This window comes from Allosphingosinicella sp. (genome assembly GCF_059502505.1).
The window spans coordinates 37,496-61,983 of record NZ_JCACEU010000017.1 but is presented as its reverse complement, the minus strand read 5'-3'; the positions used below and the strand labels follow the sequence as shown (position 1 = coordinate 61,983).

At 67.3% G+C, this 24,488-nt stretch carries 21 protein-coding genes; 9 read left to right on the top strand and 12 right to left on the bottom strand.

The window, feature by feature from the left end; translation table 11 throughout:
• Window positions 1-93: 93 nt before the first annotated feature.
• Genes clpB through AC5JBD_RS12060 form a run of 3 tightly spaced genes read left to right on the top strand, consistent with a single transcriptional unit; the run spans window position 94 to window position 4,186 of the window.
• The gene (clpB, locus tag AC5JBD_RS12070; protein WP_495722064.1) at window positions 94-2,700 is read left to right on the top strand and encodes an ATP-dependent chaperone ClpB; all 2,607 of its coding nucleotides are present in this window, start codon (window positions 94-96) and stop codon (window positions 2,698-2,700) included.
• Window positions 2,697-3,452 carry a 2OG-Fe(II) oxygenase gene (locus AC5JBD_RS12065; RefSeq protein ID WP_495722063.1) on the top strand — a complete coding sequence of 252 codons (756 nt, stop codon included), beginning with the start codon at window positions 2,697-2,699 and terminating at the stop codon, window positions 3,450-3,452. Before clpB ends, AC5JBD_RS12065 begins: the two co-directional genes overlap by 4 nt.
• Complete coding sequence (locus tag AC5JBD_RS12060; RefSeq protein ID WP_495722062.1) at window positions 3,449-4,186, top strand: 2OG-Fe(II) oxygenase; 738 nt, start codon at window positions 3,449-3,451, stop codon at window positions 4,184-4,186. The genes AC5JBD_RS12065 and AC5JBD_RS12060 overlap by 4 nt, the downstream gene beginning before the upstream one ends.
• On the opposite strand, the gene AC5JBD_RS12055 is transcribed toward AC5JBD_RS12060, so the two are convergent.
• The 9 genes from AC5JBD_RS12055 to xseA all read right to left on the bottom strand — a co-directional run bounded on the left by AC5JBD_RS12055 (window position 4,183) and on the right by xseA (window position 15,185).
• Window positions 4,183-5,715, bottom strand: a complete 1,533-nt coding sequence (locus AC5JBD_RS12055; protein WP_495722061.1) for a 2OG-Fe(II) oxygenase family protein — start codon at window positions 5,713-5,715, stop codon at window positions 4,183-4,185. The two genes, AC5JBD_RS12060 and AC5JBD_RS12055, sit on opposite strands and share 4 nt — an antisense overlap.
• Window positions 5,708-7,732 (bottom strand): sulfotransferase, encoded by a 2,025-nt coding sequence (locus AC5JBD_RS12050; RefSeq protein ID WP_495722060.1) that lies wholly within the window; start codon window positions 7,730-7,732, stop codon window positions 5,708-5,710. The genes AC5JBD_RS12055 and AC5JBD_RS12050 overlap by 8 nt, the downstream gene beginning before the upstream one ends.
• Before the next feature lie 47 nt (window positions 7,733-7,779).
• Window positions 7,780-8,031, bottom strand: a complete 252-nt coding sequence (locus AC5JBD_RS12045; protein WP_495722059.1) for a hypothetical protein — start codon at window positions 8,029-8,031, stop codon at window positions 7,780-7,782.
• A 108-nt stretch (window positions 8,032-8,139) separates the two neighbouring features.
• Window positions 8,140-8,433, bottom strand: a complete 294-nt coding sequence (locus AC5JBD_RS12040; protein ID WP_495722058.1) for a hypothetical protein — start codon at window positions 8,431-8,433, stop codon at window positions 8,140-8,142.
• A 65-nt stretch (window positions 8,434-8,498) separates the two neighbouring features.
• The gene (locus AC5JBD_RS12035; protein ID WP_495722057.1) at window positions 8,499-9,215 is read right to left on the bottom strand and encodes a hypothetical protein; all 717 of its coding nucleotides are present in this window, start codon (window positions 9,213-9,215) and stop codon (window positions 8,499-8,501) included.
• Between the two features lie 149 nt (window positions 9,216-9,364).
• Entirely contained in the window at window positions 9,365-12,532 is a 3,168-nt protein-coding gene (locus AC5JBD_RS12030) for a TonB-dependent receptor domain-containing protein (RefSeq protein ID WP_495722056.1), read from the bottom strand.
• 189 nt (window positions 12,533-12,721) lie between these two features.
• On the bottom strand, window positions 12,722-13,549 hold the full coding sequence (locus tag AC5JBD_RS12025; protein WP_495722055.1) for a M23 family metallopeptidase: 828 nt from the start codon (window positions 13,547-13,549) through the stop codon (window positions 12,722-12,724).
• Complete coding sequence (locus AC5JBD_RS12020) at window positions 13,546-13,746, bottom strand: DUF2093 domain-containing protein (RefSeq protein ID WP_495722054.1); 201 nt, start codon at window positions 13,744-13,746, stop codon at window positions 13,546-13,548. The genes AC5JBD_RS12025 and AC5JBD_RS12020 overlap by 4 nt, the downstream gene beginning before the upstream one ends.
• A gap of 8 nt (window positions 13,747-13,754) precedes the next feature.
• Window positions 13,755-15,185 (bottom strand): exodeoxyribonuclease VII large subunit, encoded by a 1,431-nt coding sequence (gene xseA, locus AC5JBD_RS12015; protein WP_495722053.1) that lies wholly within the window; start codon window positions 15,183-15,185, stop codon window positions 13,755-13,757.
• On the opposite strand from xseA, the gene purD reads away from it, so the two are divergent.
• The 3 genes from purD (at window position 15,184) to AC5JBD_RS12000 (ending at window position 19,864) form a co-directional block, all read left to right on the top strand.
• A complete protein-coding gene (purD, locus tag AC5JBD_RS12010) occupies window positions 15,184-16,458 on the top strand; it encodes a phosphoribosylamine--glycine ligase (RefSeq protein ID WP_495722052.1) in 1,275 nt (424 codons plus the stop codon). The genes xseA and purD overlap by 2 nt on opposite strands.
• Window positions 16,459-16,520: 62 nt before the next feature.
• Window positions 16,521-18,107 (top strand): vWA domain-containing protein, encoded by a 1,587-nt coding sequence (locus AC5JBD_RS12005; RefSeq protein WP_495722051.1) that lies wholly within the window; start codon window positions 16,521-16,523, stop codon window positions 18,105-18,107.
• Between the two features lie 251 nt (window positions 18,108-18,358).
• A complete protein-coding gene (locus AC5JBD_RS12000) occupies window positions 18,359-19,864 on the top strand; it encodes a vWA domain-containing protein (RefSeq protein ID WP_495722050.1) in 1,506 nt (501 codons plus the stop codon).
• A gap of 7 nt (window positions 19,865-19,871) precedes the next feature.
• On the opposite strand, the gene AC5JBD_RS11995 is transcribed toward AC5JBD_RS12000, so the two are convergent.
• Complete coding sequence (locus AC5JBD_RS11995; protein WP_495722049.1) at window positions 19,872-20,624, bottom strand: sulfite exporter TauE/SafE family protein; 753 nt, start codon at window positions 20,622-20,624, stop codon at window positions 19,872-19,874.
• A gap of 123 nt (window positions 20,625-20,747) precedes the next feature.
• Here AC5JBD_RS11995 and AC5JBD_RS11990 point away from each other — a divergent pair, with 123 nt between their 5' ends.
• Window positions 20,748-21,077 carry a hypothetical protein gene (locus AC5JBD_RS11990; RefSeq protein WP_495722048.1) on the top strand — a complete coding sequence of 110 codons (330 nt, stop codon included), beginning with the start codon at window positions 20,748-20,750 and terminating at the stop codon, window positions 21,075-21,077.
• 137 nt (window positions 21,078-21,214) lie between these two features.
• Window positions 21,215-21,802, top strand: a complete 588-nt coding sequence (locus tag AC5JBD_RS11985) for a helix-hairpin-helix domain-containing protein (protein WP_495722047.1) — start codon at window positions 21,215-21,217, stop codon at window positions 21,800-21,802.
• A 16-nt stretch (window positions 21,803-21,818) separates the two neighbouring features.
• Here the strand turns inward: AC5JBD_RS11985 and AC5JBD_RS11980 are convergent, their stop codons facing one another.
• Window positions 21,819-23,141: a hemolysin family protein gene (locus AC5JBD_RS11980; RefSeq protein WP_495722046.1), complete on the bottom strand. Its 1,323-nt coding sequence runs from the start codon at window positions 23,139-23,141 to the stop codon at window positions 21,819-21,821.
• A 145-nt stretch (window positions 23,142-23,286) separates the two neighbouring features.
• Here AC5JBD_RS11980 and AC5JBD_RS11975 point away from each other — a divergent pair, with 145 nt between their 5' ends.
• Complete coding sequence (locus tag AC5JBD_RS11975; protein WP_495722045.1) at window positions 23,287-23,961, top strand: YiaD family glycine zipper/OmpA-like lipoprotein; 675 nt, start codon at window positions 23,287-23,289, stop codon at window positions 23,959-23,961.
• A gap of 52 nt (window positions 23,962-24,013) precedes the next feature.
• Here AC5JBD_RS11975 and AC5JBD_RS11970 read toward each other — a convergent pair whose 3' ends face one another.
• Complete coding sequence (locus tag AC5JBD_RS11970) at window positions 24,014-24,469, bottom strand: nucleoside deaminase (RefSeq protein WP_495722118.1); 456 nt, start codon at window positions 24,467-24,469, stop codon at window positions 24,014-24,016.
• Window positions 24,470-24,488: the final 19 nt, after the last annotated feature.

Here is a 24,488-nt window from a genome sequence, read left to right as displayed (position 1 = left end):
GATCGACTCGGCCCGGCAAACTATCCCGTGCTCACCGTCTTGTGTTGCCGATGTGCAACACTACATGCCTCCTCGAAGGAGAGACAAGGGCGTATGAACCTCGAGAAATTCACCGATCGCGCACGTGGGTTCCTGCAGTCCGCGCAGACCGTCGCGGTGCGCATGAACCACCAGCGCATCCAGCCGATCCACCTCTTGAAGGCGCTGCTGGAGGACGAGCAGGGCATGGCCGCCGGCCTGATCGCCCGCGCCGGCGGCAGCGCCGAGGCGGCGCGCCGCGAGACCGACGAGGCGCTCGCCAAGGTCCCGGTCGTAAGCGGCAGCGGCGCCACCCAGGCGCCCGGCCTCGACGGCGAGACCCTGCGCGTGCTCGACCAGGCCGAGCAGGTCGCCCAGAAGGCCGGTGATTCCTACGTCACCGTCGAGCGGATGCTGCTCGCCCTGACGCTGGCAACCACCACCAGCGCCGGCAAGGCGCTCGCCGATGCCGGCCTCAAGCCGGACGCGCTGAACGCGGCGATCAACCAGCTTCGCGGCGGCCGCACCGCCGACACCCAGTCGGCCGAGGACCGCTACGACGCCCTCAAGAAGTTCGCCCGCGACCTCACCGAGGCCGCGCGCGCCGGCAAGCTCGACCCGGTCATCGGCCGCGACGAGGAGATCCGTCGTACCGTCCAGGTCCTCGCCCGCCGCACCAAGAACAACCCCGTCCTGATCGGCGAGCCCGGCGTCGGCAAGACCGCGATCGCCGAAGGTCTGGCGCTCCGCATCGCCAATGGCGACGTGCCCGACGGCATCAAGGACAAACGCGTGATGGCGCTCGACATGGGCGCGCTGATCGCCGGCGCGAAATATCGCGGCGAGTTCGAGGAGCGGCTGAAGGGCGTGCTCGACGAGGTCCGCCAGGCCGAGGGCGACATCATCCTCTTCATCGACGAGATGCACACGCTGATCGGCGCCGGCAAATCGGAAGGCGCGATGGACGCGTCCAACCTGCTGAAGCCGGCGCTGGCCCGCGGCGAGCTCCACTGCATCGGCGCCACCACGCTCGACGAATATCGCAAGCATGTCGAGAAGGACCCGGCTCTCCAGCGGCGCTTCCAGCCCCTCTTCGTCGGCGAGCCGACGGTCGAGGACACGATCTCGATCCTCCGCGGCCTCAAGGAAAAATACGAGCTGCACCACGGCGTGCGCATCACCGACGGCGCGCTCGTCTCGGCGGCGACGCTCAGCAATCGCTACATCACTGATCGCTTCCTCCCCGACAAGGCGATCGACCTGATGGACGAGGCCGCCTCGCGCCTGCGCATGGAGGTGGAGTCGAAGCCTGAGGAGATCGAGAATCTCGACCGGCGCATCATCCAGCTCAAGATCGAGCGTGAGGCGCTGAAGAAGGAGACGGACCGCGCTTCAAAGGATCGGCTGGCGACGCTGGAGGAGGACCTCGCCAACCTCGAGCAGCAGTCGACCGAACTCACCACGCGCTGGCAGGGCGAGAAGGAGAAGATCGCGGCCGAGTCCAAGATCAAGGAGCAACTCGACACCGCTCGGCTCGAGCTGGAGCAGGCGCAGCGCGGCGGCGATCTCGCCAAGGCCGGCGAGCTCCAATACGGACGTATCCCGCAGCTGGAGCGCGACCTGGCCGAAGCTCAGGCGACCAGCGCCACCGCAATGCTGCGCGAGGAAGTCACCGCCGAGGACATTGCCGGCGTCGTCGCGCGCTGGACCGGCATTCCGATGGAGCGGATGCTGGCCGGCGAGCGCGAGAAATTGCTGCAGATGGAGCAGGTGATCGGCAAGCGCGTGATCGGCCAGCAGGCTGCCGTCGCCGCCGTCAGCCGTGCCATCCGCCGCGCGCGGGCCGGCCTGCAGGACCCGAACCGGCCGATGGGCTCGTTCCTGTTCCTCGGCCCCACCGGCGTCGGCAAGACCGAGCTGACCAAGTCACTGGCCGAGTTCCTGTTCGACGACGCCAACGCGATGGTCCGCATCGACATGTCGGAATTCATGGAGAAGCACAGCGTCGCCCGCCTGATCGGCGCGCCGCCGGGCTATGTCGGCTATGAGGAAGGCGGCGTTCTCACCGAAGCGGTGCGGCGCCGTCCCTACCAGGTGGTCCTGTTCGACGAGGTCGAGAAGGCGCATGGCGACGTCTTCAACATCCTCCTCCAGGTGCTGGACGACGGCCGCCTCACCGACGGCCAGGGCCGCACAGTCGACTTCACCAACACGATCATCATCCTGACCTCGAACCTTGGCAGCCAGTATCTGACCAGCCTGACCGACGACGAGGATGTGGAGAAGGTCGAGCCGCAGGTGATGGAGGTGGTGCGCGGGCATTTCCGGCCGGAATTCCTCAACCGCCTCGACGAGATCATCCTGTTCCACCGCCTCGGCCAGGAGCATATGGGCCCGATCGTCGACATCCAGGTCGCCCGCGTCGGCAAGCTTCTCGCCGACCGCAAGATCACGCTCGATCTCTCGGAAGGCGCCCGCAACTGGCTCGGCCGCGTCGGCTACGATCCCGTCTACGGCGCGAGGCCCTTGAAGCGCGCAGTTCAGAAATATCTCCAGGACCCGCTCGCCGACGCGATCCTCCGCGGCGACATCCCCGACGGCTCCATCGTTCGCGTGGGCGAAGGCGAAGGCGCGCTAACGCTCGACACGTCGGAGCCGGCGCCGCGCGAGGAAGCCGCTTGAGCTTCAGCCTCGATCCACATCTGGACGTCGAGCGGCTCCGCCAAGCCTATGCGCGCGACCGGCGGGTGCGGATCGCGCCTTTTCTTGCCGGCGACGGCGCCGCCCGGCTGCAGGCGCATCTGGCGGAGCGGGAGGATTGGCGGCTGGTCCTCAACGCCGGCGACAAGGTCTATGAGATGGACCACGCCGGACAGGCCGCGCTCAGCGAGGCCCAGCGCGCCGAGCTGGACCAAAAGGTCACTGCCGCCGCCGCCCGTCATTTCCAGTTTCGCTTCGAGAGCATCCGGGTATCGGACGATGCGGTGGAGCGGCGGAACCGCGCCTCGCTGCTCGACAATTTCGCCCTCTTCATGTCGAGCGGCGAGGTGGTCGACGTCCTGCGCCGCATCACCGGCGCCGCCGACGTCACTTTTCTCGACGCCCAGGCGACCCGCTTCGGCGCCGGCCATTTCCTCACCGCCCATGACGACGACGTCGAGGGCAAGAACCGGCGCGTGGCCTATGTGCTCGGCCTGACCGGCGAATGGCGCCCGGATTGGGGCGGCTTGCTGCTCTTTCACGATGCCGAAGGGGACATCGATCGCGGGCTTGCCCCGCGCTTCAACGCGCTCAGCATCTTTGGCCTGCCGATGCAGCACAGCGTCAGCTACGTCACCCCGTCCGCGCCGCATCCGCGCGTCTCGATCACCGGCTGGCTGCGCACGGGTCTTGACGGCGCATCGCCCGCTTCCGCAGACGCGGCATCACGATGAACGAGGAAATCCCCCTTTTCGAGGTCAACCCCGAACTCGACCGCCGCGCGCTTGCCGAACGCTTCGCCATCGACCGCCGCATCCAGATCCGCGACGTCCTTACCGAACGCACCGCGCGCGAGATCCACAAGATCCTGTCGCGCCACACCCCCTGGGGCATCTCTTGGCAGGCGGGGAGTGCCAAGCCGGAGCATGTCCGACGCCATCTTGTCGCGCAGAAGACGCCGCAGCAGCTCGCCGACATGAGCAACCGGCTCAAGTCCGCCATGCAGGGCCCGGACTATGCCTTCATCTACCAGGCCTACCCGATCCTGGATGCGCATCTGGAGCGATGGGACCCTGGCCATCCGCTCGAACTGCTGCTCGAGCATATCAACGACGAACCGTTCATGGAGCTGGTGCGCGAGGTGACCAGCATCCCGGAGCTGCGCAAGGCAGACGCTCAGGCGACCCTGTTCGGCCCCGGCAATTTCCTCACCCAGCACAATGACAGCCACATGGCCGAGGGCTGGCGGATCGCCTACGTCCTCAATTTCACGACCGGCGACTGGCGCCCCGACTGGGGCGGCTATCTGCTCTTCTACGACGAGGATGGCGACGTGATCGCCGGCTTCAAGCCTCGCTTCAACGCCCTCAACATGTTCGCTGTCCCCCAGCGTCACTCCGTCGCCTATGTGCCGCCGTTCAGCCCGGTCGGCCGTTACGCCATCACCGGCTGGTTCCGCGACCGCTAGCGCGGCGGCGCCACGTCGAACGCGACGGTCAGCCGCTCGCCTGCCTCGAACGACACCGTCCCGTGCCACATGGTCGATGGGAACAGCACCAGGCGCCCCGGCTTCGGTTCGACGAGGCGGAACGGCTCGAGCGCGATGCCCAGCTCCTCCTGCGGCTGGCCGAGCGACAGCCAACCCGCCGGCGGCGCGCCTCGCTCCGCTTCGTCAGGCAGCGCCACATAAAGCGCCGAGCTCAGCCAGCCGCCCGGGTGAAGGTGATTGGCGTGATGCCCCTCCCCCTTGAGCCGCACCGACCATGAGCCGGAAAAGCGAACGGGCCGGTCCCGCCGCGGCGCCAGCGTCGGGTGCCTCGGATCAGGCGGCGGCAATTGGCGCAAATGCCGCTCCACCGCCTCGACCACCGCGGCACGAAGCTGGCGGATTTCCGGATCGACCCGGGTGAACAACTGCCCGTCCGTCTGCGTCCCGCCCCGCACCGATTGCTCGAGCGGCTGGCAGGTCGCTACATGCAGCATGCGCAGCAGCGCAGCCAATGACTCTATCGAGCCGAGCCGCTCGCCCAGATCGTAGATGCCGACCAGCCGCTCATCGCCTTCCAGCCACTGCCACCGCGCATCGCCGGTGAACCGCCAGGCGATCGAGAGATAGGGCCAGAAGGCATTGGCGAACGGCCCCTGGATCCAGCCTTCCGCTAGCCTTGCAGCCTCCTTCGGCCTGCCGCTGCGCAGCAGGTGCCGCACCTTGTAGACCGCCAAAGTATGATCGTTGAGCGGGCCGAGCGCGTCGAAAAAGGCAGCGGCCCTGTCGGGACGTCCGAGATCGTCGAAGCATGCCGCCTCATAGGCGTCAAAGATGAGGTGCGGCCCGGCCGCCGCCCGCCCCCGCGCGATAACCTCCAGCGCCGCTTCGTAGCGCCCGGCATGGGTGTCAGCCGCTATATATTCCCGCCACAGCGAGAGATCTCGAGGCGCGGCCTTCAATGCCTCGTCGAACGAGGCGGTGAAGCCGGCCTGGTCGCCGGTCATCCAGCGCAGCTTCGACAATGCCGAGTGGCCGAAGGCCCAGGCCGGCGTTCGCCTCAATCGCTCGCTCAGCAGCTCGACGGCCGCCTCGGGCCGCCCCTCCGCCAGCTCCGCCGAGGCGCGGCCGAGCACGACGGCTTCGTCATCCGGAGCGAGCGCCTGCGCCTGCGCGAACAGCCCCGCCGCGGGGCGCCCGCCTTCGAGATGCGCACGCGCCCGCCCATGCGCGATCTTTGCGTCGCGCGGGGCCAGCGCCGCCCCCCGGTCGAAGGCGGCGATCGCAGGTGCCAGATCGTCGCGCGAGCGGTGGAGAAGGCCGAGCACCTGCCAGAGCTGCGGCTCACGCGGATGGTGGCTAAGCGCTCCCTCGATGACCGTGATCCCGGATAGCTCATCCAGCGCGTCGAGCGCCTTCAGGCCGATCGCGAGAGCCGCCTCAGGATTGGTGACGGGCGGGGGCTGCCGAAGGATCGACGATCCGACGAAACCGCGCCGTTCCTCAGCCATTTCGAGCCGAGGCCGCAGCTTCGTCGAGGCTCCCGTAACCGAGCTTCACCGCCCACGGCTCGAGGATCGGCAGCACCGGCGCCATCTGCTTGCGATAGCGCTCCCAGCGTCCGCGGGCCCGGGCATAGATCTTCTCCGTCACCTGCGAATAGCTCGGGGTGCGGATGTAATCGCGGTCGGCTGCGGTCTTGCGATAGTCGAGAATCGCGTCGTCCCAGGCGAGGCCGAGGAATTCGATCAGCGGCCGCACCTCGCTCTCCAGATCGGCGACCATCGCCTCGTAGCGCAAGGTGTGGACCCGGAGCGGGAACACCTCCCGGCATTGCTCCCAATAGGAAAGCACGCGGTCGTAGAGCAAGGCCGCATTCTGCAGGGTCAGGAAGCTTGCCATGGCCTGGTTGATCTTGAAGTTCTGCATGAAACAGCTCAGCACAACGTCGCACGGATGCCGCTGCGCGAAGATGAACTTCGCGTCTGGAAAGATGCGGTGGGCAAGCGGCGCACGCAGGATGTTGAGCGGCAGCTTGTCGATCACGAGCTTGCCGGGAGGTGTTGGCGAGATCGCCTCAAGCTCCTCGAAATAGCGCTTCCGCAAAGCGTCGACATCTGTCTGGCGCGTCTCCGCCAGCGGCTCGATCCCGCCGAGCTGGTCCCGGACGCGGCCCAGCACGGGCTCCTCCTCCAGCACATGCGTCGCAGGGTGGCTCATCAGGATCGTGTCGAGCAGAGTCGTGCCCGAGCGCGGGAAGCCGACCAAAAACACGGGCGAGGGCGGTACGGGATCGACCTCGACCACCGGCCAGCTGTCATACCAGGCGTTCGTCGTGATCTCCCTCAGTCCGTCGACGAAGCGCCAATGCTCGGTGCCGTCGAAGCCGATCGCGGAGGGATCGCGCGCGGTCGCTCGGTTCATTTCCTCGAAGGCGGAAAAGGCCGTCTCGGGATCGTCGAGCCGGTCGGCGAGCTGTCCGATCAGATGCCCCCGCAAAACGGGATCGATCACCTTGGTCGACGTTCGGCCAGCGAGTCCGAGCGCCTCCTCCAGCTCTCCTTGGCGGCGGAGCAGCAGCGCCCGCAGGAAGTCGATTTCGTCTCCAGCGACCATGTTCGCCTGGGCCTGCTCCAGCAGATCTTCGAGCTTGTCGATGCTGTTGGCCTGTTCCAGCAGGATGCCGAGGTTGAGATAGGCGTCGGCATGGCGCGGGTCGACGTGCAGGGCGACCCGATAGCCTTCCTCGGCGCGGCCGAACTCGCCCATGCTGGCGAAGGTCAGGCCGAGCGCGACGTAGGTCGCCGGGTTGCGCTGGTCGAGGCGGGCGGCGGCGGCGAGCACCGGCAGCGCCTCCTGGTTCCGCCCGACGCGGTTGAGCGCGCGGCCAAGCTCGAGATGATACGAAGCGTCCCCGGGAGTGAGCCCGACCGCGACCTTGAACGCGGCGACGCTGTCTTCGTTGCGTTCGGCGGCGGCGAGCGCACGGCCGAGATTCAGATGGATGATGGCTTCGCCGGGCCTAAGGCCTCGCGCGCGCCCCAACGCCTCAATCGCTCCCTCGGCATCGCCCGCTTCGAGGAGCGTGGTGCCGAGATTGTTCCAGGCCTGGAAGTCGTTCGGCGCCGCCTGTACCACACGCCGATAGGCTTGAGCACCTTCCGCCGGTCTCGACTGAGCCTTCAGGATGTCGCCCTGCAGGCGCCAGGCGTCGGCCGGCACCTCGCCCTTCCACTGACCGTGCGCGCTGACCTTCGCCGCCTCATCCAGCCTGCCAAGGTCAAGCAGCGCCTTCGCGAGGTTCAGCCGAGCGCCGGCATTGGCTGGCTCGCTGCGCAGCGCCCGCTTCAGATAATCGGCACCGCGATCGGGGTCGCCGCTCTGGCAGCAGATCACGCCCAGAAACTGGAGCGCCGCCGCGCTGTCGGGCTGCGCGGCCAGCGCGGCCTCCGCTTCGGATCGGGCATGGCGGAGGTCGCCGCGATTGAACGATGCCGCGGCCCGCTTCAACAACTCCTGTACTGCCACCTACGCCCCTTCCGATGCTGCGCACCTTAGGGCGCAGGTACAAGTGATCAGCAGCCGGCGCCCTGGCAGTCGTTGGCGACGATCGGCTTGTCGATCATCTCCTTGGCATCGCGCTTGTTCTGCGCGCTGATCTGCTCCCACTCGGAGCGCGTGCGGCACATCTTCGACGGAAAGCGGGTGCCGGTCTTCGCCTTGTTCTTGCACACGACCTTTCCCTCGGCAGCCTTCTCGCTGGCGGCCGAGGCCGGAGTTCCGGCGAGCAAAGGCAGCGCGACCATGGCGGCGATAACGAGACGCATCTGAATCTCCTTCCTACGCATGAATTCTAGCGGACGGCGGCAAGTCTGGAAAGGCTCGCACCCAGCCGCAAGTTTTTCTCGACAAACGACCTGCGGCATCGCGCCCGTTCAGCAGGATGTCGGCGCGATCCCCGCAGACGGGACGCCGAAGGTGGCGCCCGTGCACTCCCTGTTCTGCACCGGCCGGTCGATCATCTCGCTGGCCTCTCGCCGGTGCTGCAAGGTGATCTGTTCCCACTGCGCGCGGGTCCGGCACATCTTGGCTGGAAAGCGGGTGCCGGTCCGCGCCTTGTCTTTGCAAACCAGCTTGTCGGCATGGACAGCCGCGCCCGTCGCTGCCGGAGCCGGCTGCCCTGCGGCGAACCAGGCAAGAGCGAGAAGTGAGGTGAGGAACAGGCGCATCGAGGCCTCCAGCTGCGACCCCCGACAATCTAGCAAAGTCCGGAGCGACGGAGAAGATGCCGCCTTCAGCCCTGCACCGTTCCCGTTGCCCGCACGAAATCCAGATAGCTTCCGGCGAACACCTGGCGGCCTACATGCGCCACCGGGCTCGACACGTCCGCCCAGATCTCGCCGCCGCAGGCGCGCCAGCGGCTGCAGAAGGAGAAGTCCTCCGACTGCGGGACACCGTCCGGACCCGGAGAGGGGTTGAAGAAGCCAAAATTGTACCGGAAGCGCGGCGGCGGAAACTCCTGGGTATGGAAACCGGTCCCCTCCAGTTCCGGCAAGCGGCTCATCATCGTTTCCAGCGCCGGCCGGCGGATCAGGAGGACGCCGGTGCCGACGTTCAGCGCCCGGGCGAAGCCGTCCTGGACCTCCGCTCTCCCTTCGGCATCCCGGTCGAGCTCGCCGACGAAGTCCATCGCCTGGTAGAGGATGCGCTCGAGACCTGCCGCCGTTTGCGTGCGGTCGACCCGGCCCCAGTCAAAGCGACGCCTGGGGTAGATGCATCCGGTCACCAAGGCGTCGCAGCTGATCATGCGCTCCAGCGCCTGACCCGAAATCCCCTGGTCTGAATCCAGCATCAGCAGGACGTCAGCGGTGCTGCCGAGGAAGTCGGCGACGATGACGTTACGCAACGTACTGATGACGGCGCCGCTGTGGAACCGGGTTTCGAAGCCCTGGCCGCGCCCGAGCTGGACACGCTGCGCCTGTAGCAGGGTCTCGGCCGTCGTTGAATCCACCGTGCCACTGTGGGTAGGAACCGCGATCATCAAAGCATCGGGCACAGCAAACTCCTGGCTGGGAAGACGAGTTTAGCCTCTCGGCAACGCAAAGAAAAAGGGGCGGACCCACGGGCCCGCCCCTCCTTTCGAAAGCTCGATCAGATGGCTCAGTACCTGAGGCGGCCCGAGACGTAGAAGCGCCGTCCGATCACGTCATAGAGCGAAGGATCGGTGCCCGACTGCACGTTCGGCGCATATTGCGGCGGCAGCTTGTCGAACACGTTGTTGACGCCCACCCGGAAGGTCATGTTCTCGATGTTCGCCTCGACCGCTGCATCGAAGTAGAACACCTCGTCCGGTCCGCTGAAATCGGTCTCGCCCGGATACTGGAGCTCCGCTCGGTTGCGCATCGAGTCGATGTAGCGGATGCGGGTCGAGAGCGTGATCGGGTTTAGGTTCCACGCGAGGTTGAGGGTGCCCTTCCACTCCGGATGGCTGGCGCCGCCGCCCGCCGACAGGCCTTGGCCGAAATAGCCAGCCGTTCCCGTATAATCGATCGTGACGCCCGGCAGCTCCTGTTCCTTGAAGTCGATCAAGTAGCTGACCAGCAGGTTGGCCGTCAGCGCCGACCGCTCGCCCGCCCATTCCGTCGGGAGACGGTAGCCGAGCTGGAAGTCAATGCCCGAGGTCTTCAGGAAGCCGCGGTTGATGGCGATGAAGTTGGAGTTCTCATCGCCGCCGATCTCTGGCCCTGCCCCAAGCGCAGAGATGTTCGGATTGCGGTTGATGCCCGCGCAGTAAATGTTGTCGGGATCCAGGTTCGGGTTCAGGTTGCCGAGATAGTTATGGCAGGCCGCGATGAAGAGGTTCGGATCCGGAATACGGATCAGGTCCCTCACCTTGATGTTGTAATAATCGAGCGACCCGGTGAAGCCCATTGCCTGGAAGACGGCACCGACCGTGAAGGTGTCCGCTTTTTCAGGCTGGAGGTTCACATTGGGGGCGCCGCCAAGCGGGGCCTGGGAGCCCGGAAGGGCGACGAAGGCGTCGACGGCCGCCGCCGGAATGCCCTGCGGACCGGCGTTGATGCACAGGTTCCTACCTGCGGCGCCGGTGCTCGTCCTGAAGAACGTTCCGACCGAGCAGGGGTCGAAGATCTGCGGGAAAGAGCCGCCGCCTGCAAACAGCTCGCCGAAGTTCGGCGCACGAACCGCCCGCTGATAGCTGCCACGGAACCGCACCTCGTCGATCGGGGCGTAGGATACCTCGACCTTATAGGCGTCCGAAGTAACCGAATCGGCGTCGATACCGTTCACCAGGTCGGCATTGTCGCTCTTCGAGCTGCGATATCCGAGGGTAACCTCGAGCGACTCAGCCCAAGGCTGATCGCGCAGGATCGGCAGTAGCAACTCGGCGAAATAGTCGGTGAACTCGTTAGTGCCCTCGATCGGCAACTGCGTGTTGAAGCCGGCGATCGGTCCGAACAGCGCGCCCGGATCGAAGGAGAAGCGGAAGTCCCGCTTCTCGGCGCCGACCACTGCAGAAATCGTGCCGCCCGGAAGCTCGCCGAGATCGGCCTGAACGAAGCCCTGAGTGATCTTTTGCGAGAACTTCGTGCTGGTGCGACCCACCTCGTCAACGAAGTCTACGCAGTCCTGAGAGATGGGCTGGATGCCGAACGGATTGAAGCCGCCGTCGCAGAGGCTGACGCCACCGTCGGCCGCCTCGAGCAGACGCTGCACCTGCTGCACGTTGACGTTGCCGCGCGCTTCCTGGTCGATCGTCGTGCGGCCGCGCGAGTGATAGATTTCGTAGCGGAGCCAATCGGCAATGCGGCCGCGGGAGCCGATCAGACCCTGAATGACTTCATTGTCGAAGGCCTGCTCGCGAAGGCCAGTGCCGAGGAAGCGGTAGGCGAGGTTGATCGGCTCGGTCGCGCCCGACCCGGTCAGGTTGGCGATGTCGCCGGTGCGGCTGGCAAGCAGCGGACGCAGATCGGCTGGAATGAACGGGTTGCTCAGCGGGATGACGAAGCCGGTAACGAAGGTGCTGGCTCCGCCCGGCGAGACCAGCGGGGAAGTGGCGAACGACTGGTTCGGGACGTTGGCCGGGTTGTAGATGCGCACGCCGACGGGCGTCGGCGCGAGCGCAGTGGAGGCGGAATATTCGGTATAACCGGCCTGTGTGAAGATATCGAACGCTTCGCTGATCTCGAAATTGCCGCGCATGAAGGCGGATTTGCGCTTCAGCGGCAGGACCAGCAGGTTGATGGAGTCGAAGTTGTAGGAATAGAAATCCGGGAAGTAATTGAGGTTCGGGTTCGCGCCTGTCGTGCTGAGCGGATAACGGAAGTTGGCGACGTCCCTCGCATTGTTGAAGGCGCCGCCGGCAAACAGCGTGCCATCAGAGTTGAAGTGCACCTGACTGAGCGCCGAGCCCGGAGCCTGAGCAGCGGGGACGCCATAGCTGGCAAACAACGCGTTCAGCGCCGCCTGAGAGAATGGATTTCCACCCTCGAGATAGCGGCCGGTAGGCGGCGTCGGCGTGGTGGAGGTCGCCTGTGCCGCGAAGTCGCGCTGAGCTTTGATCAGCGCCTGGCGATTGGCATAATCGAACGCGATCGCGACGTTGCCGCGGCCGTCGGCCACGTTGGCGCCGATGAGTCCGCTGAGGCGATATTCGCGCGCATCGGTTTCAGGCAACGTGTTCGAGTAGCTGGCGCTAAGCTCCAGGCCTTCGAAATCATCCTTGAGGATGAAGTTGACCACACCCGCGACGGCGTCTGCACCGTAGGCGGCACCGGCGCCGCCGGTCACCACCTCGATGCGCTCGATCAGACCCTGCGGTATGGTGTTGATGTCGACGATCTGGGTCGAGCTCGAGGGCATCGGGCGGCGACCGTCGATCAGGACGAGGTTCCGGTTGGCGCCGAGGCCACGAAGATCGATGTTGGACTGGCCGTTATTGCCCGGGTTGTTCGAGCTGGTCGTGCCGGCCGGGTTCACCTGCGGCAGGGTGTTGAGGAAGGTGTCGAGGGTGATGTCGGCATTCTCGACCGCCTCTTCGCCGGTCGAAACCTGGATCGGGCTGTTGGAGGTGAGGTTCGGACGCGCAATACGCGAGCCGGTGACCACGATTTCACCCTGCTGGGTTTCCGTTGCGCTATCGTCGATGGCCTGGTTCGGCTCGTCGCCGAGAACCGGCTCCTGGACCTGCTCGGGCTGGACCGGCGGCCCCTGATTGGCGTCCTGCTGCGCCCAGGCGGGCGAGGCGATCGCACCCGCGCTTACGAGCAGCGTGGTCGCGAGAAGCTGACGACGAAAGCGTGCAGTCATTGTATCTGTTCCCCTTGTCGCGGACCCGCGTCCGCTTAGTGCTTCGACCGACCCATCATCCCCGCAGGTCCGCCAAATCGCCGATCAGTTACGGGAGAGAAACCGATTTCGGCAATAGTAAACCAGCGCCGGGTTACTTGCGGCGACTTTGGTGTAACTTTTTTGACACACAGCGGACAGGGGTGGCGCTCAGTCGCCCATCGCCCCCGCCAGCGGCTGCGGATCGATCCGCGCGTCGCGCCACTTCATGCTCCAGTGGAGGTGCGGGCCGGTCGCCCTGCCGGTCGCGCCGACGGTGCCGATCAGCTGGCCCTGGCGCACCTGCTGTCCCTCCTTCACTGCCTGCGTCGCAAGATGGAGAAAGGCGCTGTTGAGGCCCATGCCGTGGTCGATGATGAGGAGGTTGCCTTCCAGGCTGAAGGCGGGCGGTCCGGCGAGCACGACCACGCCGTCGGCGGGTGCGACGACGGGTGTGCCCGCGCCAGGCGCCACGTCGACGCCGCTGTGGAAGGAGGCCGGCTCGCCGCGATAGATGCGTTGCGATCCGAACACACCGCTGATCCGGCCCTTGCTTGGCCAGACGAAGCGCTGGCGCCAGCCGTCGCTGTTCGAATTCACCGCCCGCGCGGCCGCTATCCGCGCCAGTTCGCGCTCGCGGAGGCGGAGATATTCCTCGGTCGGTCCACCCGGACGCCGGGCGATGTTGATGTGCTGGGTGCGCCAGGTGCGCGGCCGCACATCCAGCTGCCGCGTCAGGGCAGTCCCGCCCGCAAGATTGGCTACCAAAGTCGATGTGGTGCCGTGATCCCGGTCGAAGCCGATTACGAAGCGGCCGCCGGGCGCGACCGCCACCGGCTTGCCGTCGAGGGTCAGACTAACGGTTTCGGCGGGGACGGTGCCCTGAACGAGGCCGCCCTGCACCAGGGCGCCCTCCAGCACGATGTCCGCCTGCTGCTGCGCGGGAGCGACGGCCGCCAGGCTCACCACCAGAGCCGCGGCCCAGAGGCGGTGCCTCAAGCGCTTTTCTCCGCCCGCACGGAGGCTTCGACATTGGCATAGGCTTCCTGGCGCGCCACGCTCCAGTAGCGCAGCTCGTCCAGCGGTATGCGCGCCCCCGTCACCGCGCAGACGACATGGTCGCCGGGGCTCAGCACCCGGAAGGTCCCGGCCATATAATGGAGCCGCGCAGCGCGGCCCTTGTTCGACATCAACATAATTGTCCTCAGAGCAGCTTGGGCTGCTCGCTCTTGCCGCCGGAATAGGGACGGCGGCGGGCCGGCTCAACCCCGTCGGCGGCGGAGACGTCGAGCCTGCCGTCGGCGAAGACCAGCCGCAGCCGCCCGGCCGCCCGCGCTGCGGCGGCGGAAATCAGGGTCTTGCCCTCACGATCCTCGACGCGGGCATAGCCGCGCTCGAGCGGTTTGTCGGGATGGGCCTGGGCCGCGATCCGCCACAAGGCGTCGAGGCTCCGGCGGCCGTCCTCCACCCGGCGGAGCACCTGCCGCGGATCGAGCCGCACCGCCGCCAGCCGCTCCCGCCCACGCCGCAGCGCTGCGCCCAGCAACGGCGGCCGCAGCGCGCCGGCAGCATGGCCAAGATCGGCGCGCGCGTGGCTGAGCCGGCCGCCAAGCGCGCGCGGGAGGCGCTCCCCCATCTCGTCCAGCCGCTGCCGCTGCGGTGCGAGCAGCGCGTCTCGCGCAGGAAAGCGGCGCAGGCTGTTCTCCAGCTGCTCGCCCCCGCGCTCCTGCGCACGCATCGCGCAGCGCGCGATGCGCAGCCCCGTCTCCCGCAACTGGCCGAGCAGTTCGCTCCGCACCGGCACCGCCATCTCGGCGGCCGCCGTCGGTGTCGGCGCGCGCAAGTCGGCGGCGAAATCGCACAGCGACGTGTCGGTTTCGTGCCCGACCGCCGAGATGATCGGGATCGAGCAGCCGGCGACGGCGCGCACGACCTCCTCCTCGTTGAAGGCCCACAGATCCTCGATCGAGCCGCCGCCGCGGGCGACGATCACGAGATTCGGCTTCTCCGCCATCGCATCGAAGCCGCGCACGGCTGCTGCCACCTGCGCCGCCGCGCCCTCGCCCTGCACTGCAACGGGCCAGACGATCACATGGGTCGGGCAACGATCGGCAAGGCGATGAAGGATGTCCCGGATCACCGCCCCGGTCGGCGACGTGACGACGCCGATCGTGCGCGGCAGGAACGGCAGCTTCTTCTTCCGCTCGGCATCGAACAGCCCCTCCGCGGCGAGCGCACGCCGGCGCTTGTCGAGCAGCGCCATCAGCGCCCCCTGCCCGGCCAGCTCCAGCCGGTCGACGACGATCTGGTATTTGGAGCGGCCCGGATAGGTGGTGAGCTTGCCGGTCGCGACCACCTCGATGCCATCCTCGGGCCGGAAGCGCAGCATCTGCGCGCAACCTTTCCAGATCACCGCATCGATGCACGCCCGCTCGTCCTTCAGCGTGAAATAGCAATGGCCGGAGGCGTGGCGCTTGAAGCCCGAAATCTCGCCCCGCACCCGGACATGGCCGAACCGGTCCTCGACCGTCCGCTTCAGCGCCATCGACAGTTCGGAGACGCTCTGCGCGGATGCGTTGTCGCCCGGCGCCTCGGTCGCTAACAGCCCGGCATCGTCGGAAGGGAAAGCGTTCATGAATGTCCTGCTGATCGGATCGGGCGGACGCGAACATGCGCTCGCCTGGAAGCTCGCGCAATCGCCGAGGCTTACCAGGCTGTTCGCAGCGCCCGGAAATCCCGGCATAGCCGAGCATGCCGAGCTGGTCGATGTCGATCCCGCCGATCACCGCGCCGTCGTCGATTTCTGCCACGCAAACACAGTCGCCTTGGTCGTGATCGGCCCGGAGGGACCGCTCGTGGACGGCCTTCCGGACGCGCTCAGGACGATGGGCATCGGCGTCTTCGGCCCAAATCGGATTCCGGCGCAGCTCGAGGGCTCCAAGGGCTTCACCAAGGATCTTTGCGCGAGAGTCGGCATTCCCACCGCTCGCTACCTGCGCGCCTTCGACAAGGACGCCGCGCTTGCCGCCCTGGGCGACTTCAGCCTGCCGCTCGTGATCAAGGCGGACGGCCTGGCCGCCGGCAAGGGCGTGATCATCGCGGAGACGCGGGAGGAGGCCGAGCAGGCGATCGGCGACATCTTCGGGGGAGGCTTCGGGTCCGCCGGCTCGTCGGTGGTGATCGAGGAATTCCTGCAAGGTGAGGAAGCCAGCTTCTTCGCCCTCACCGACGGCGAGACCGTCCTCCCTTTCGGCTCCGCGCAGGATCACAAGCGGGTCGGCGAGGGCGACACCGGCCTCAATACCGGCGGCATGGGCGCCTACAGCCCCGCCTCGATCCTGACGCCGGAGCTCGAGGAGCAGGTGATGGCGGAAATCGTCCGCCCCACCGTCCGCGCCCTCGCCGATCAGGGCAGTCCTTATTCCGGCATCCTCTATGCGGGCCTGATGCTGACCGCAGAGGGGCCGAAGCTGATCGAATATAATGCCCGCTTCGGCGATCCCGAATGCCAGGTGCTGATGATGCGCCTCGACACCGACCTGCTCGATCTGATGCTGGCAACCGCTCGCGGCAGACTGGCGCGCACCGAGCCGCCGCATTTCTCCGAAGACGTGGCACTGACGGTGGTGATGGCGGCCAAGGGCTATCCCGGAACGCCTCAGAACGGCGCCCGCATCACCGGCCTCGACCTGGCAGCCGCGGCAGGCGCCCGGATTTTCCAGGCTGGCACCGCGGACATCGAGGGGGAGCTGGTCGCGAGCGGCGGCCGCGTCCTCACCGTGACAGCGCGCGGCACCGGCATCGCGGCCGCGCGCGCAGCCGCCTATGCGGGTGTCGACGCGATCCACTTCCCCACCGGCTTCTACCGCCGCGACATCGGCTGGCGGGAGTTGCAGCGCGGCCGCTGAAGCCGCTTGCCGCGTCGTCCCAAATGTAATATTATCCCGATGGTAGAGAAGGAGAGCACCTGATGCGCATTCACCTCCTTGTGCTGCTTACCCTCGCCGCCGCCTGCTCGAAGGACGAACAGGCTGCTCCTCCGCAACATTCGCCGGCGCTTCGCGTCATGGATGTCGAGGCCTCGGCCGATATCGCCATGGAGCCGCCGCCCGGCATAGCCGCCTACATGCCGCCCCCCGAGAACCGGGAGCGCTACGCCAATCTCGAGCCCAATCCGGTCAAGCGAGTCGCCGAGGAGCCGGTCAGCACCTTCTCGGTCGACGTCGATACGGCGAGCTACGCCAATGTCCGCCGCTTCCTGAACCAGGGCCAGCTTCCCCCTTCCGACGCCGTCCGCGTCGAGGAGATGCTGAACTATTTCCGCTACGCCTACGCGCCGCCCGCCGACCGCAGCCGCCCATTCTCGGTCACGACCGACGTCGCGCTGACGCCGTGGAACCCGAACACGCGCCTGCTGCGGATCGGCATCAAGGGCTATGACGTGCCGCACCGCGGGCGTCCGCCCGCCAATCTCGTCTTCCTGGTCGACACGTCGGGATCGATGGACGAGCCGGACAAGCTGCCGCTGGTGAAGACCGCGCTCTCGCTCCTCGCCGGCCGCCTCGGCCCGCAGGATCGGGTCTCGATCGTCGCCTATGCCGGCGCGGCCGGCCTGGTGCTGGAGCCGACCAACAGCCCCTCGAGGATCAAGGCGGCGCTTGTGAACTTCCAGGCGGGCGGCTCGACCGCGGGCGGCGAGGGCATCCAGCTCGCTTACGCCACCGCCCGCGCCAACAAGATCGAAGGCGGCATCAATCGCGTGATCCTCGCCACCGACGGCGACTTCAACGTCGGCATCTCCGACACCGAGCAATTGAAGGATCTCGTCCGCAATAATCGCGACGACGGCATCACCCTGACGACGCTCGGCTTCGGCCAGGGCAATTACAATGATGCAATGATGGAAGCGATCGCCGACCACGGCAACGGCAACTATTCCTACATAGACAGCGCCATGGAAGCGCAGAAGGTGCTGGACGAGGAGCTCTCCTCCACCCTCTTCACCATCGCCAAGGACGTGAAGATCCAGGTCGAGTTCAACCCGGCCCTCGTCTCCGAATATCGCCTGATCGGCTACGAGAACCGCATTCTCAAGGAAGAGGAGTTCGATGACGACGCGGTCGATGCGGGCGATATCGGCGCCGGCCACACCGTCACTGCCCTCTACGAGATCGTGCCCGCCGGCGCGAAGGGCTGGCTCCCGGAACGGCGCTACGGCGCCAACAAGCCGGCGGCGAAGCCCGGCCCAGCCGGCGAGTTCGCCTTCGTGAAGCTGCGCTACAAGCTGCCGAACGGCGAGCGCTCGATGCTGCTCCAGCAGCCGCTGCCCACCTCCCTGCTCGCCTCCGCCCGCGCTCCGGCGAACGACATGGCGTTTGCCGCCGCGGTCGCCGCCTTCGGCCAGAAGCTGAAGGGGGACAGCCGGATCGGCCCCTTCGGCTGGAACGATATCCGGAAGCTCGCCGGCAGCCAGCAAGGCTATTGGCGGCAGGAGTTCGGCAAGCTGGTCGAGCTCGCCGCCTCCCAGCGCGCCACGCCGGACCGGCCGGCACCCTGAAGTTAGGCCGGCAGGTAGGCGTCACGCTTGCCTGCCAGCCCCTATGTGGTAGCAGTTGAGGTGAAATAGGGAGGCTGTCGATGAAGCGGTTCCTGCTCGCCCTTTCGATTCTGATGCTGGCCTCTTGTGCCGGACAGCAAACGGAACCGGTTTCGGCGGATTATTCGGCACCGCCGCCTCCTCCCCCACCTCCACCTCCACCTCCACCTCCACCTCCACCGCCGCCGCCACCGCCGCCCCCACCGCCCGGTGTGCAGGGTCAGGTCGCCGTGACCGGCAACCGGATCGCCCGGGGCTTCGCGTTGACGCGCCCGAGTCCAACGATCGTGGTCGGCAGCCCTCAGGATCGCGAGCGCTATGCGGACGTCCCGCCCAATCCGATCAGGCGGGTTGCCGAGGCGCCGGTCAGCACCTTCTCGGTCGACGTCGACACCGGCAGCTATTCCAACGTCCGCCGCTTCCTCGCCCAAGGCCAGATGCCCCCGAGCGACGCGGTGAGGGTGGAGGAGATGCTCAACTACTTCCGCTACGATTATCCGCTCCCGCGCGACCGCAACCGCCCCTTCTCCGTCACCACCGACGTGACGACGACGCCGTGGAACCCGGAGACGCGGCTGCTGCGCATCGGCATCCGCGGCTACGATCTGCCGCGAAGCGAGCGGCCCAGCGCCAACCTGGTGTTCCTCGTCGACACCTCAGGTTCGATGAACCAGCAGGACAAGCTGCCGCTGGTGAAGAGCGCCCTGTCGCTGCTCGCGGACCGCATCGGCCCGCGCGACCGCGTCTCGATCGTCGCTTATGCAGGCTCCGCCGGACTCGTGCTGGAGCCGACCGGTGACCCTGCCAGGATCAAGGCGGCGCTGGCGCAGCTTCAGTCCGGCGGCTCGACCGCGGGCGGACAGGGCATCGAGCTCGCCTACGCCACCGCTCGCGCACACAAGCTTATCGAGGGCATCAATCGCGTGCTGCTCGCCACCGACGGCGACTTCAATGTCGGCATCGCCGATACGGAGAGGCTCAAGGACCTCGTCCGCCGCAACCGCGACGACGGCATCACGCTGACCACCCTCGGCTTCGGCCAGGGCAATTACAACGAAGCGATGATGGAGCAGATCGCCGACGTCGGAAACGGCAACTACGCCTACATCGACAGCGCCATGGAAGCGCAGAAGGTGCTCGACGAGGAGCTCTCCTCCACCCTCTTCACGATCGCCAAGGACGTGAAGATTCAGGTCGAGTTCAATCCCGCCTTCGTCTCCGAATACCGCCTCATCGGCTACGAGAACCGGATGCTGAAGGAGGAGGATTTCGCCAATGACGCGGTCGATGCTGGCGACATCGGCGCCGGGCACACGGTAACGGCACTATACGAAATCGTGCCGGTGGGAGCAAAAGGCTGGCTGTCCGACCGCCGCTACGCCGCCAATCGTGCGGCGGCGAAAGCTGGAGGCAACGAGCTCGCTTTCCTCAAGCTGCGCTACAAGCTCCCGAACGGCGACACCTCGCGGCTGATCGAGGAGCCTCTCCCGGCCTCCCTCGTCCGCTCCGCGGAGCCGCCGCGCGGCGACATGGCGTTCGCCGCAGCGGTGGCGGCGTTCGGCCAGAAGCTGAAAGGCGACGAAAGAATCGGCCGCTTCACCTGGGGCGAGGTCAAGCGCCTCGCGGGGAGCCCCAGCGGCTATTGGCGCGAGGAGTTCACCAGGCTGGTCGATCTCGCCGCCGCGCAATCTCCGACCACGACCGCCTCGGCGCGCTGAGGCGGTCTTAGGCGAGCGCTCTCCAGACCCCGTAGCCGCTGGTGAGGGTGAGGACGATGCCAACCATCATCAGCAGCGGCCGCGCCGGCACGCGCTTGGCCATATAGGCGCCGATCGGCGCCGCCAGTACGCCGCCGATCAGGAGGCCGAGCGTTGCCTTGGTGAACGCCTCGACGCCGAGGGCGGCGATGAAGGTCGCCGAAATGGTGACGGTGAGGAAGAACTCGGCCGCGCTGACGGTGCCGATCACCTTGCGTGGCGAAGCGCCCTGGATGAGCAGGTTGCTGGTCACGACCGGCCCCCAGCCGCCGCCGCCGGCCGCATCGAGGAAGCCGCCGACGAGGCCGATCGGGGCGATGACGCGCGGATCGCGCTCGTGCGGCGGGTGGCCGGAGGCGCGCCAGATCAGGAACAGGCCGATCAGCGACAAATAGGTGAGCACCACCGGTCGCGCGACGTCGGCATGGATCTCGGTCAGCACATAGGCGCCGATCACGCCGCCGATCACGCCGGGTATGACGAGCCGGGCGAACAATCTGACGTCGATGTTGCGATGAAGCGCGTGGCTGATGCCGGACACGGCGGTGGTGAAGCTCTCCACCGTATGCACCCCGGCCGACGCTGCGGCCGGCGGCACGCCCATGCTGAGCAGAAGGGTGCTGGAGATGACCCCGAACGCCATGCCGAGCGCGCCGTCGACCAGCTGCGCGGCAAAGCCGATCAGCAGGAAGGGGAGAAGATCGGCGAAGCTGAAGTCCATGTCCGCGGCTCTCCTACCGAGTGGCGGAGGGCGAAACCAGAGCCGCCGCCGCCGCGCCTGTTCCCCGACTCGCTGGACAGGTGCATAGCTTGGCGTAAAGGGAGGCTTGGGAGAGCGTAACCTATGACGCCTGCGGTGAAGTTCCTGATCGGCCTGGCGGCGGTCGTGGCGATGGGCTGGATCCACCACGGCCCGCTCGGCAATGGCGAGGCGCTCCTGCGCAAGATCGAGACCGAAGCCCAGACGGCCGTCGCCCGGACCGAAGTGCCGGTCGAGGTGCGGATGCAGCGCGATCCGATGGCCCGCGTCGCGATTCTCTCCGGCCAGGCCGACGAGTTCCAGCGCGAGGGCCAGGGCAGCCTCAAGGGCGTCAACGACCTGGTTCGCGAGACCGAGGGTGTCGCCGACATGCGCTGGTCCGACGCGCCCGCCCCGGCAGTGGAGACCCGATGATGCCGCTGCTCGTCGAAACCCTCATTCCCATCGTCGCCGCCTATCTTCTGGGCGTCGGCATCTCCTGGTTCTTCTTCGGTCGGCCGAAGCGGGACAGCTATCTGTAAAAGCGTGACTTCCGAGGACCTGCCTTCGTCATGATGACCGTCGTCGACGCCAATCTTCTTCCCATCATCATCGCCCTCCTCGTGGGCCTCGTGATCGGCTGGTGGATGTTCCGCCGCCCGCGCGCCGGCAGCGATATCCGCATCGATGTCGACAACACCGCCCGTCCCCATCTCGACACCCCGCGCGAGCCGCCGCCCGTCACCAAGGCGCGCGCGGCCGATCCGCCGCGCAGCCGGCCGATCCGCGACGGCATCGACACCCATGAACGCCGCGGCGTCGCCGATCAGGGCGCGGCCGCCGCGACCGACGTCGCCGGTCAGCTGCTCGGCGTCCGCGCCCATTCGGAGCTGCCGGGCGCCGCGAGCGGCCCGCCCGACAATCTCCAGATGCTCAAGGGAGTGGGCCCCAAGCTCGCCCAGAAGCTGAACGAGAACGGCATCATCCGCTTCGACCAGCTCGCCGGCCTCAGCGCCACCGAGGTGTCGATGCTCGACGACCGGCTCGGCGCCTTCCGCGGCCGGCTCTCGCGGGACCGCGTGGTCGAGCAGGCCAGCTACCTCGCCCGCGGCGACACCGACGGCTTCGAGGCTCGCTTCGGGAAACTCGGCGGCGCCTGAGAACTGAGCCGATTGCTCAGTCCCGCCGCCGCTCCGGGCTGGCGAGCAGCTTGTCGATCTTGTGGCCGTCCATGTCGACGATCTCCCAGCGCCAGCCGCCGAAGGCGAAGGTCTCGCCGACCACCGGCAGGTGCTTGAGCACCGCAAGAGCGAGCCCCGCCGCAGTCGCATAATCGCGGTCCTCGGGCAGGGTGATGCAGAGCGTGTCGGCGAGCGTGTCGGCGGCGAGCCAGCCGGAGATCAGCCAGCTCCCGTCCTCGCGCTCGACCAGCGGCGGATCGCTGTCCCCATTCTGGTCCGATGCGAACACCCCGGCCAGAGCCTGCAGCAGGTCGTTCGGCGTCAGCAGCCCGTCGAAATGGCCATATTCGTCATGGACGAAGGCCATCGGCACCTCGGCCGCGCGCAGCACCGCCAGCGCGTCCATCGCATCCATCTGATCCGGCACGATCGGCGCTTCCTTGACCAGCTCGCGCAGGTTGAGCGGCCGCCCCTCGATCTGAGCGACGACGATGTCGCGAAGCTGGACCACGCCGACCAGCTTATCGACAGAGCCTTCCGCCACCGGCAGGCGGCTGTGCGGCGTCTCGAGCAGCCGCTCCCGGATCGCCTCCGGATCTGCGTCGACGTCGATCCAGTCGACGTCGGTACGCGGCGTCATGACTTCACGCGTCGGCCGGTCGGCGAGGCGGACGACGCCGGAGATGATCGCCCGCTCATTCTCCTCGATGACGCCGGCATGATGCGCCTCCGCGACCACCAGGTGAAGCTCCTCCGCCGTCACCCGATTTTCCGATTCCCGCTGCAGCCCGAGCAGCCGGAAGATCAGCGCGCTGGTGCGGTCGAGCAGCCAGACGAGCGGCGCCGTGACCTTGGCGAGGACCAGCATGACCGGCGCCATCACCACCGCGATCGGCTCGGCGGCGCGCAACGCGAACTGCTTGGGCACCAGCTCGCCGATGATCAGCGAGGCGTAGGTGGTGAGCGCGATCACCACGCCGAAGCCGACCGAGCGCGCCGTGTCCGGCTCGAGGCCGAGCAGGGCCAGCCGCTCCCCCACCGGGCCGCCCAGGCTCGCGCCCGAATAGGCGCCGGCAAGAATGCCGATGAGGGTGATCCCGATCTGCACTGTCGAGAGGAAGCGGCCGGGATCGGCGGCAAGGTCCAGCGCCGTCTGCGCGCCCTTGCGCCCGTTCTTTACCAGCCCCTTCAGCCGCGCCTCGCGCGCCGAGACGATCGCCAGCTCCGACATCGCGAACACGCCGTTGAGCGCGATCAGCACGAGAATGATCGCGACGTCGAACCACGGAAACGGGCTGGGAGGAGGGGGAGGCGGCATGGGCTGCGGCTGATCGTGTAGCCGCTCTTCCTGGGCTTGGACAATATGGAGGCTGCATATGGGTCCGCCCGGCCATGGAACAAGCATTCGCGAACGGCGGTTAAGTCCGCAGTCCAAATGACCCGATCAACGGGAAAGGAATCCTATGTTCTTCAGTAAGCGTATCCTTGCGGGTGCCGCCGCCGCGGCTCTCCTCACCACCACCGCCTGCGTCACCAATCCGGAGACGGGCGAGCGCGAGTTCCAGACCCGCACCGCCATCGGCGCCGGCGTCGGCGCCGTCGCGGGATACTTCCTGGGCGATCTGGTCGGCGGCCGCCGCGACCGCACCGAGCGGATCGTCGGCGCCGGCATCGGCACCATCGCGGGCGCCGCGGCCGGCCAGTATATGGACCGGCAGGAGCGGGAGCTTCGCCAGCGCACGGCGGGCAGCGGCGTCGTCATCGAGCGCGACGGCGACGAATTGCTGCTGACCGTGCCGGCCGGAATCACCTTCCCGATCAACAGCTATCAGATCCAGCCGCAATTTTATGCCACGCTCGATCAGGTGTCGCAGACCCTCGCCGCCTATCCGCAGACGCTCGTCGACGTCTACGGCCACACCGACCCGAGCGGCGGCGACCGCATCAACATCCCGCTATCGCAGAACCGTGCCCAGTCGGTCGCCGATTATCTGTCGCAGCGCGGGGTGAACCCGGCCCGCATCGCGACCCAGGGCTTCGGCTCGTCGCGTCCGATCGCCGAGAACGGCACCGAAACCGGCCGCGCCCAGAATCGCCGCGTCGAAATCCGCATCGTCCCCGCGACCGAAGCGGGCTGATCAAACGACTGGCCAATGAAGAGGGGCGTCGGATCTTCCGGCGCCCTTTTCGTCAGGTGCGACGCTGCTGGAAGAATTCCCGGAGCAGCGCAGCAGCCTCGCTTTCGCCGATCCCGCCATAGATTTGCGGCGCGTGATGGCACGTGGGCTGCGAGAAGAGACGCGGCCCGTGCAGCACCGCGCCGCCCTTGGGATCCGCAGCCGCGAAATAAAGGCGCTCGATCCGCGCTAGCGCGATCGCCCCGGCGCACATCGCACAGGGCTCCAGCGTTACCCAGAGGTCGCAGCCGTCCAGCCGGGAGCTGCCGATCGCCCGCGCCGCTTCGCGCAGCGCCATTATCTCGGCATGGGCGGTGGGATCGTGGCCGCTGCGCATCGCATTGGCGGTGGCGGCGAGCACCTCCCCGTTCCGCATCACGACGGCACCGACCGGAACCTCGCCCGCGGCAGCGGCGGCACGGGCGCGGTCGAGCGCGATCCGCATCGGATCGGGAAGCGGGAAGGTCATGAGCACGAATTAGCGGCGC

Bases quoted from the DNA above. Each gene is read 5' to 3' on its own strand.
- clpB (WP_495722064.1), top strand. From the start codon at position 94: ATGAACCTCGAGAAATTCACCGATCGCGCACGTGGGTTCCTGCAGTCC.
- AC5JBD_RS12060 (WP_495722062.1), top strand. From the start codon at position 3,449: ATGAACGAGGAAATCCCCCTTTTCGAGGTCAACCCCGAACTCGACCGC.
- AC5JBD_RS12055 (WP_495722061.1), bottom strand. From the start codon at position 5,715: ATGGCTGAGGAACGGCGCGGTTTCGTCGGATCGTCGATCCTTCGGCAG.
- AC5JBD_RS12045 (WP_495722059.1), bottom strand. From the start codon at position 8,031: ATGCGTCTCGTTATCGCCGCCATGGTCGCGCTGCCTTTGCTCGCCGGA.
- AC5JBD_RS12040 (WP_495722058.1), bottom strand. From the start codon at position 8,433: ATGCGCCTGTTCCTCACCTCACTTCTCGCTCTTGCCTGGTTCGCCGCA.
- AC5JBD_RS12030 (WP_495722056.1), bottom strand. From the start codon at position 12,532: ATGACTGCACGCTTTCGTCGTCAGCTTCTCGCGACCACGCTGCTCGTA.
- AC5JBD_RS12020 (WP_495722054.1), bottom strand. From the start codon at position 13,746: ATGTTGATGTCGAACAAGGGCCGCGCTGCGCGGCTCCATTATATGGCC.
- purD (WP_495722052.1), top strand. From the start codon at position 15,184: ATGAATGTCCTGCTGATCGGATCGGGCGGACGCGAACATGCGCTCGCC.
- xseA (WP_495722053.1), bottom strand. From the start codon at position 15,185: ATGAACGCTTTCCCTTCCGACGATGCCGGGCTGTTAGCGACCGAGGCG.
- AC5JBD_RS12005 (WP_495722051.1), top strand. From the start codon at position 16,521: ATGCGCATTCACCTCCTTGTGCTGCTTACCCTCGCCGCCGCCTGCTCG.
- AC5JBD_RS11995 (WP_495722049.1), bottom strand. From the start codon at position 20,624: ATGGACTTCAGCTTCGCCGATCTTCTCCCCTTCCTGCTGATCGGCTTT.
- AC5JBD_RS11990 (WP_495722048.1), top strand. From the start codon at position 20,748: ATGACGCCTGCGGTGAAGTTCCTGATCGGCCTGGCGGCGGTCGTGGCG.
- AC5JBD_RS11985 (WP_495722047.1), top strand. From the start codon at position 21,215: ATGATGACCGTCGTCGACGCCAATCTTCTTCCCATCATCATCGCCCTC.
- AC5JBD_RS11980 (WP_495722046.1), bottom strand. From the start codon at position 23,141: ATGCCGCCTCCCCCTCCTCCCAGCCCGTTTCCGTGGTTCGACGTCGCG.
- AC5JBD_RS11975 (WP_495722045.1), top strand. From the start codon at position 23,287: ATGTTCTTCAGTAAGCGTATCCTTGCGGGTGCCGCCGCCGCGGCTCTC.
- AC5JBD_RS11970 (WP_495722118.1), bottom strand. From the start codon at position 24,469: ATGACCTTCCCGCTTCCCGATCCGATGCGGATCGCGCTCGACCGCGCC.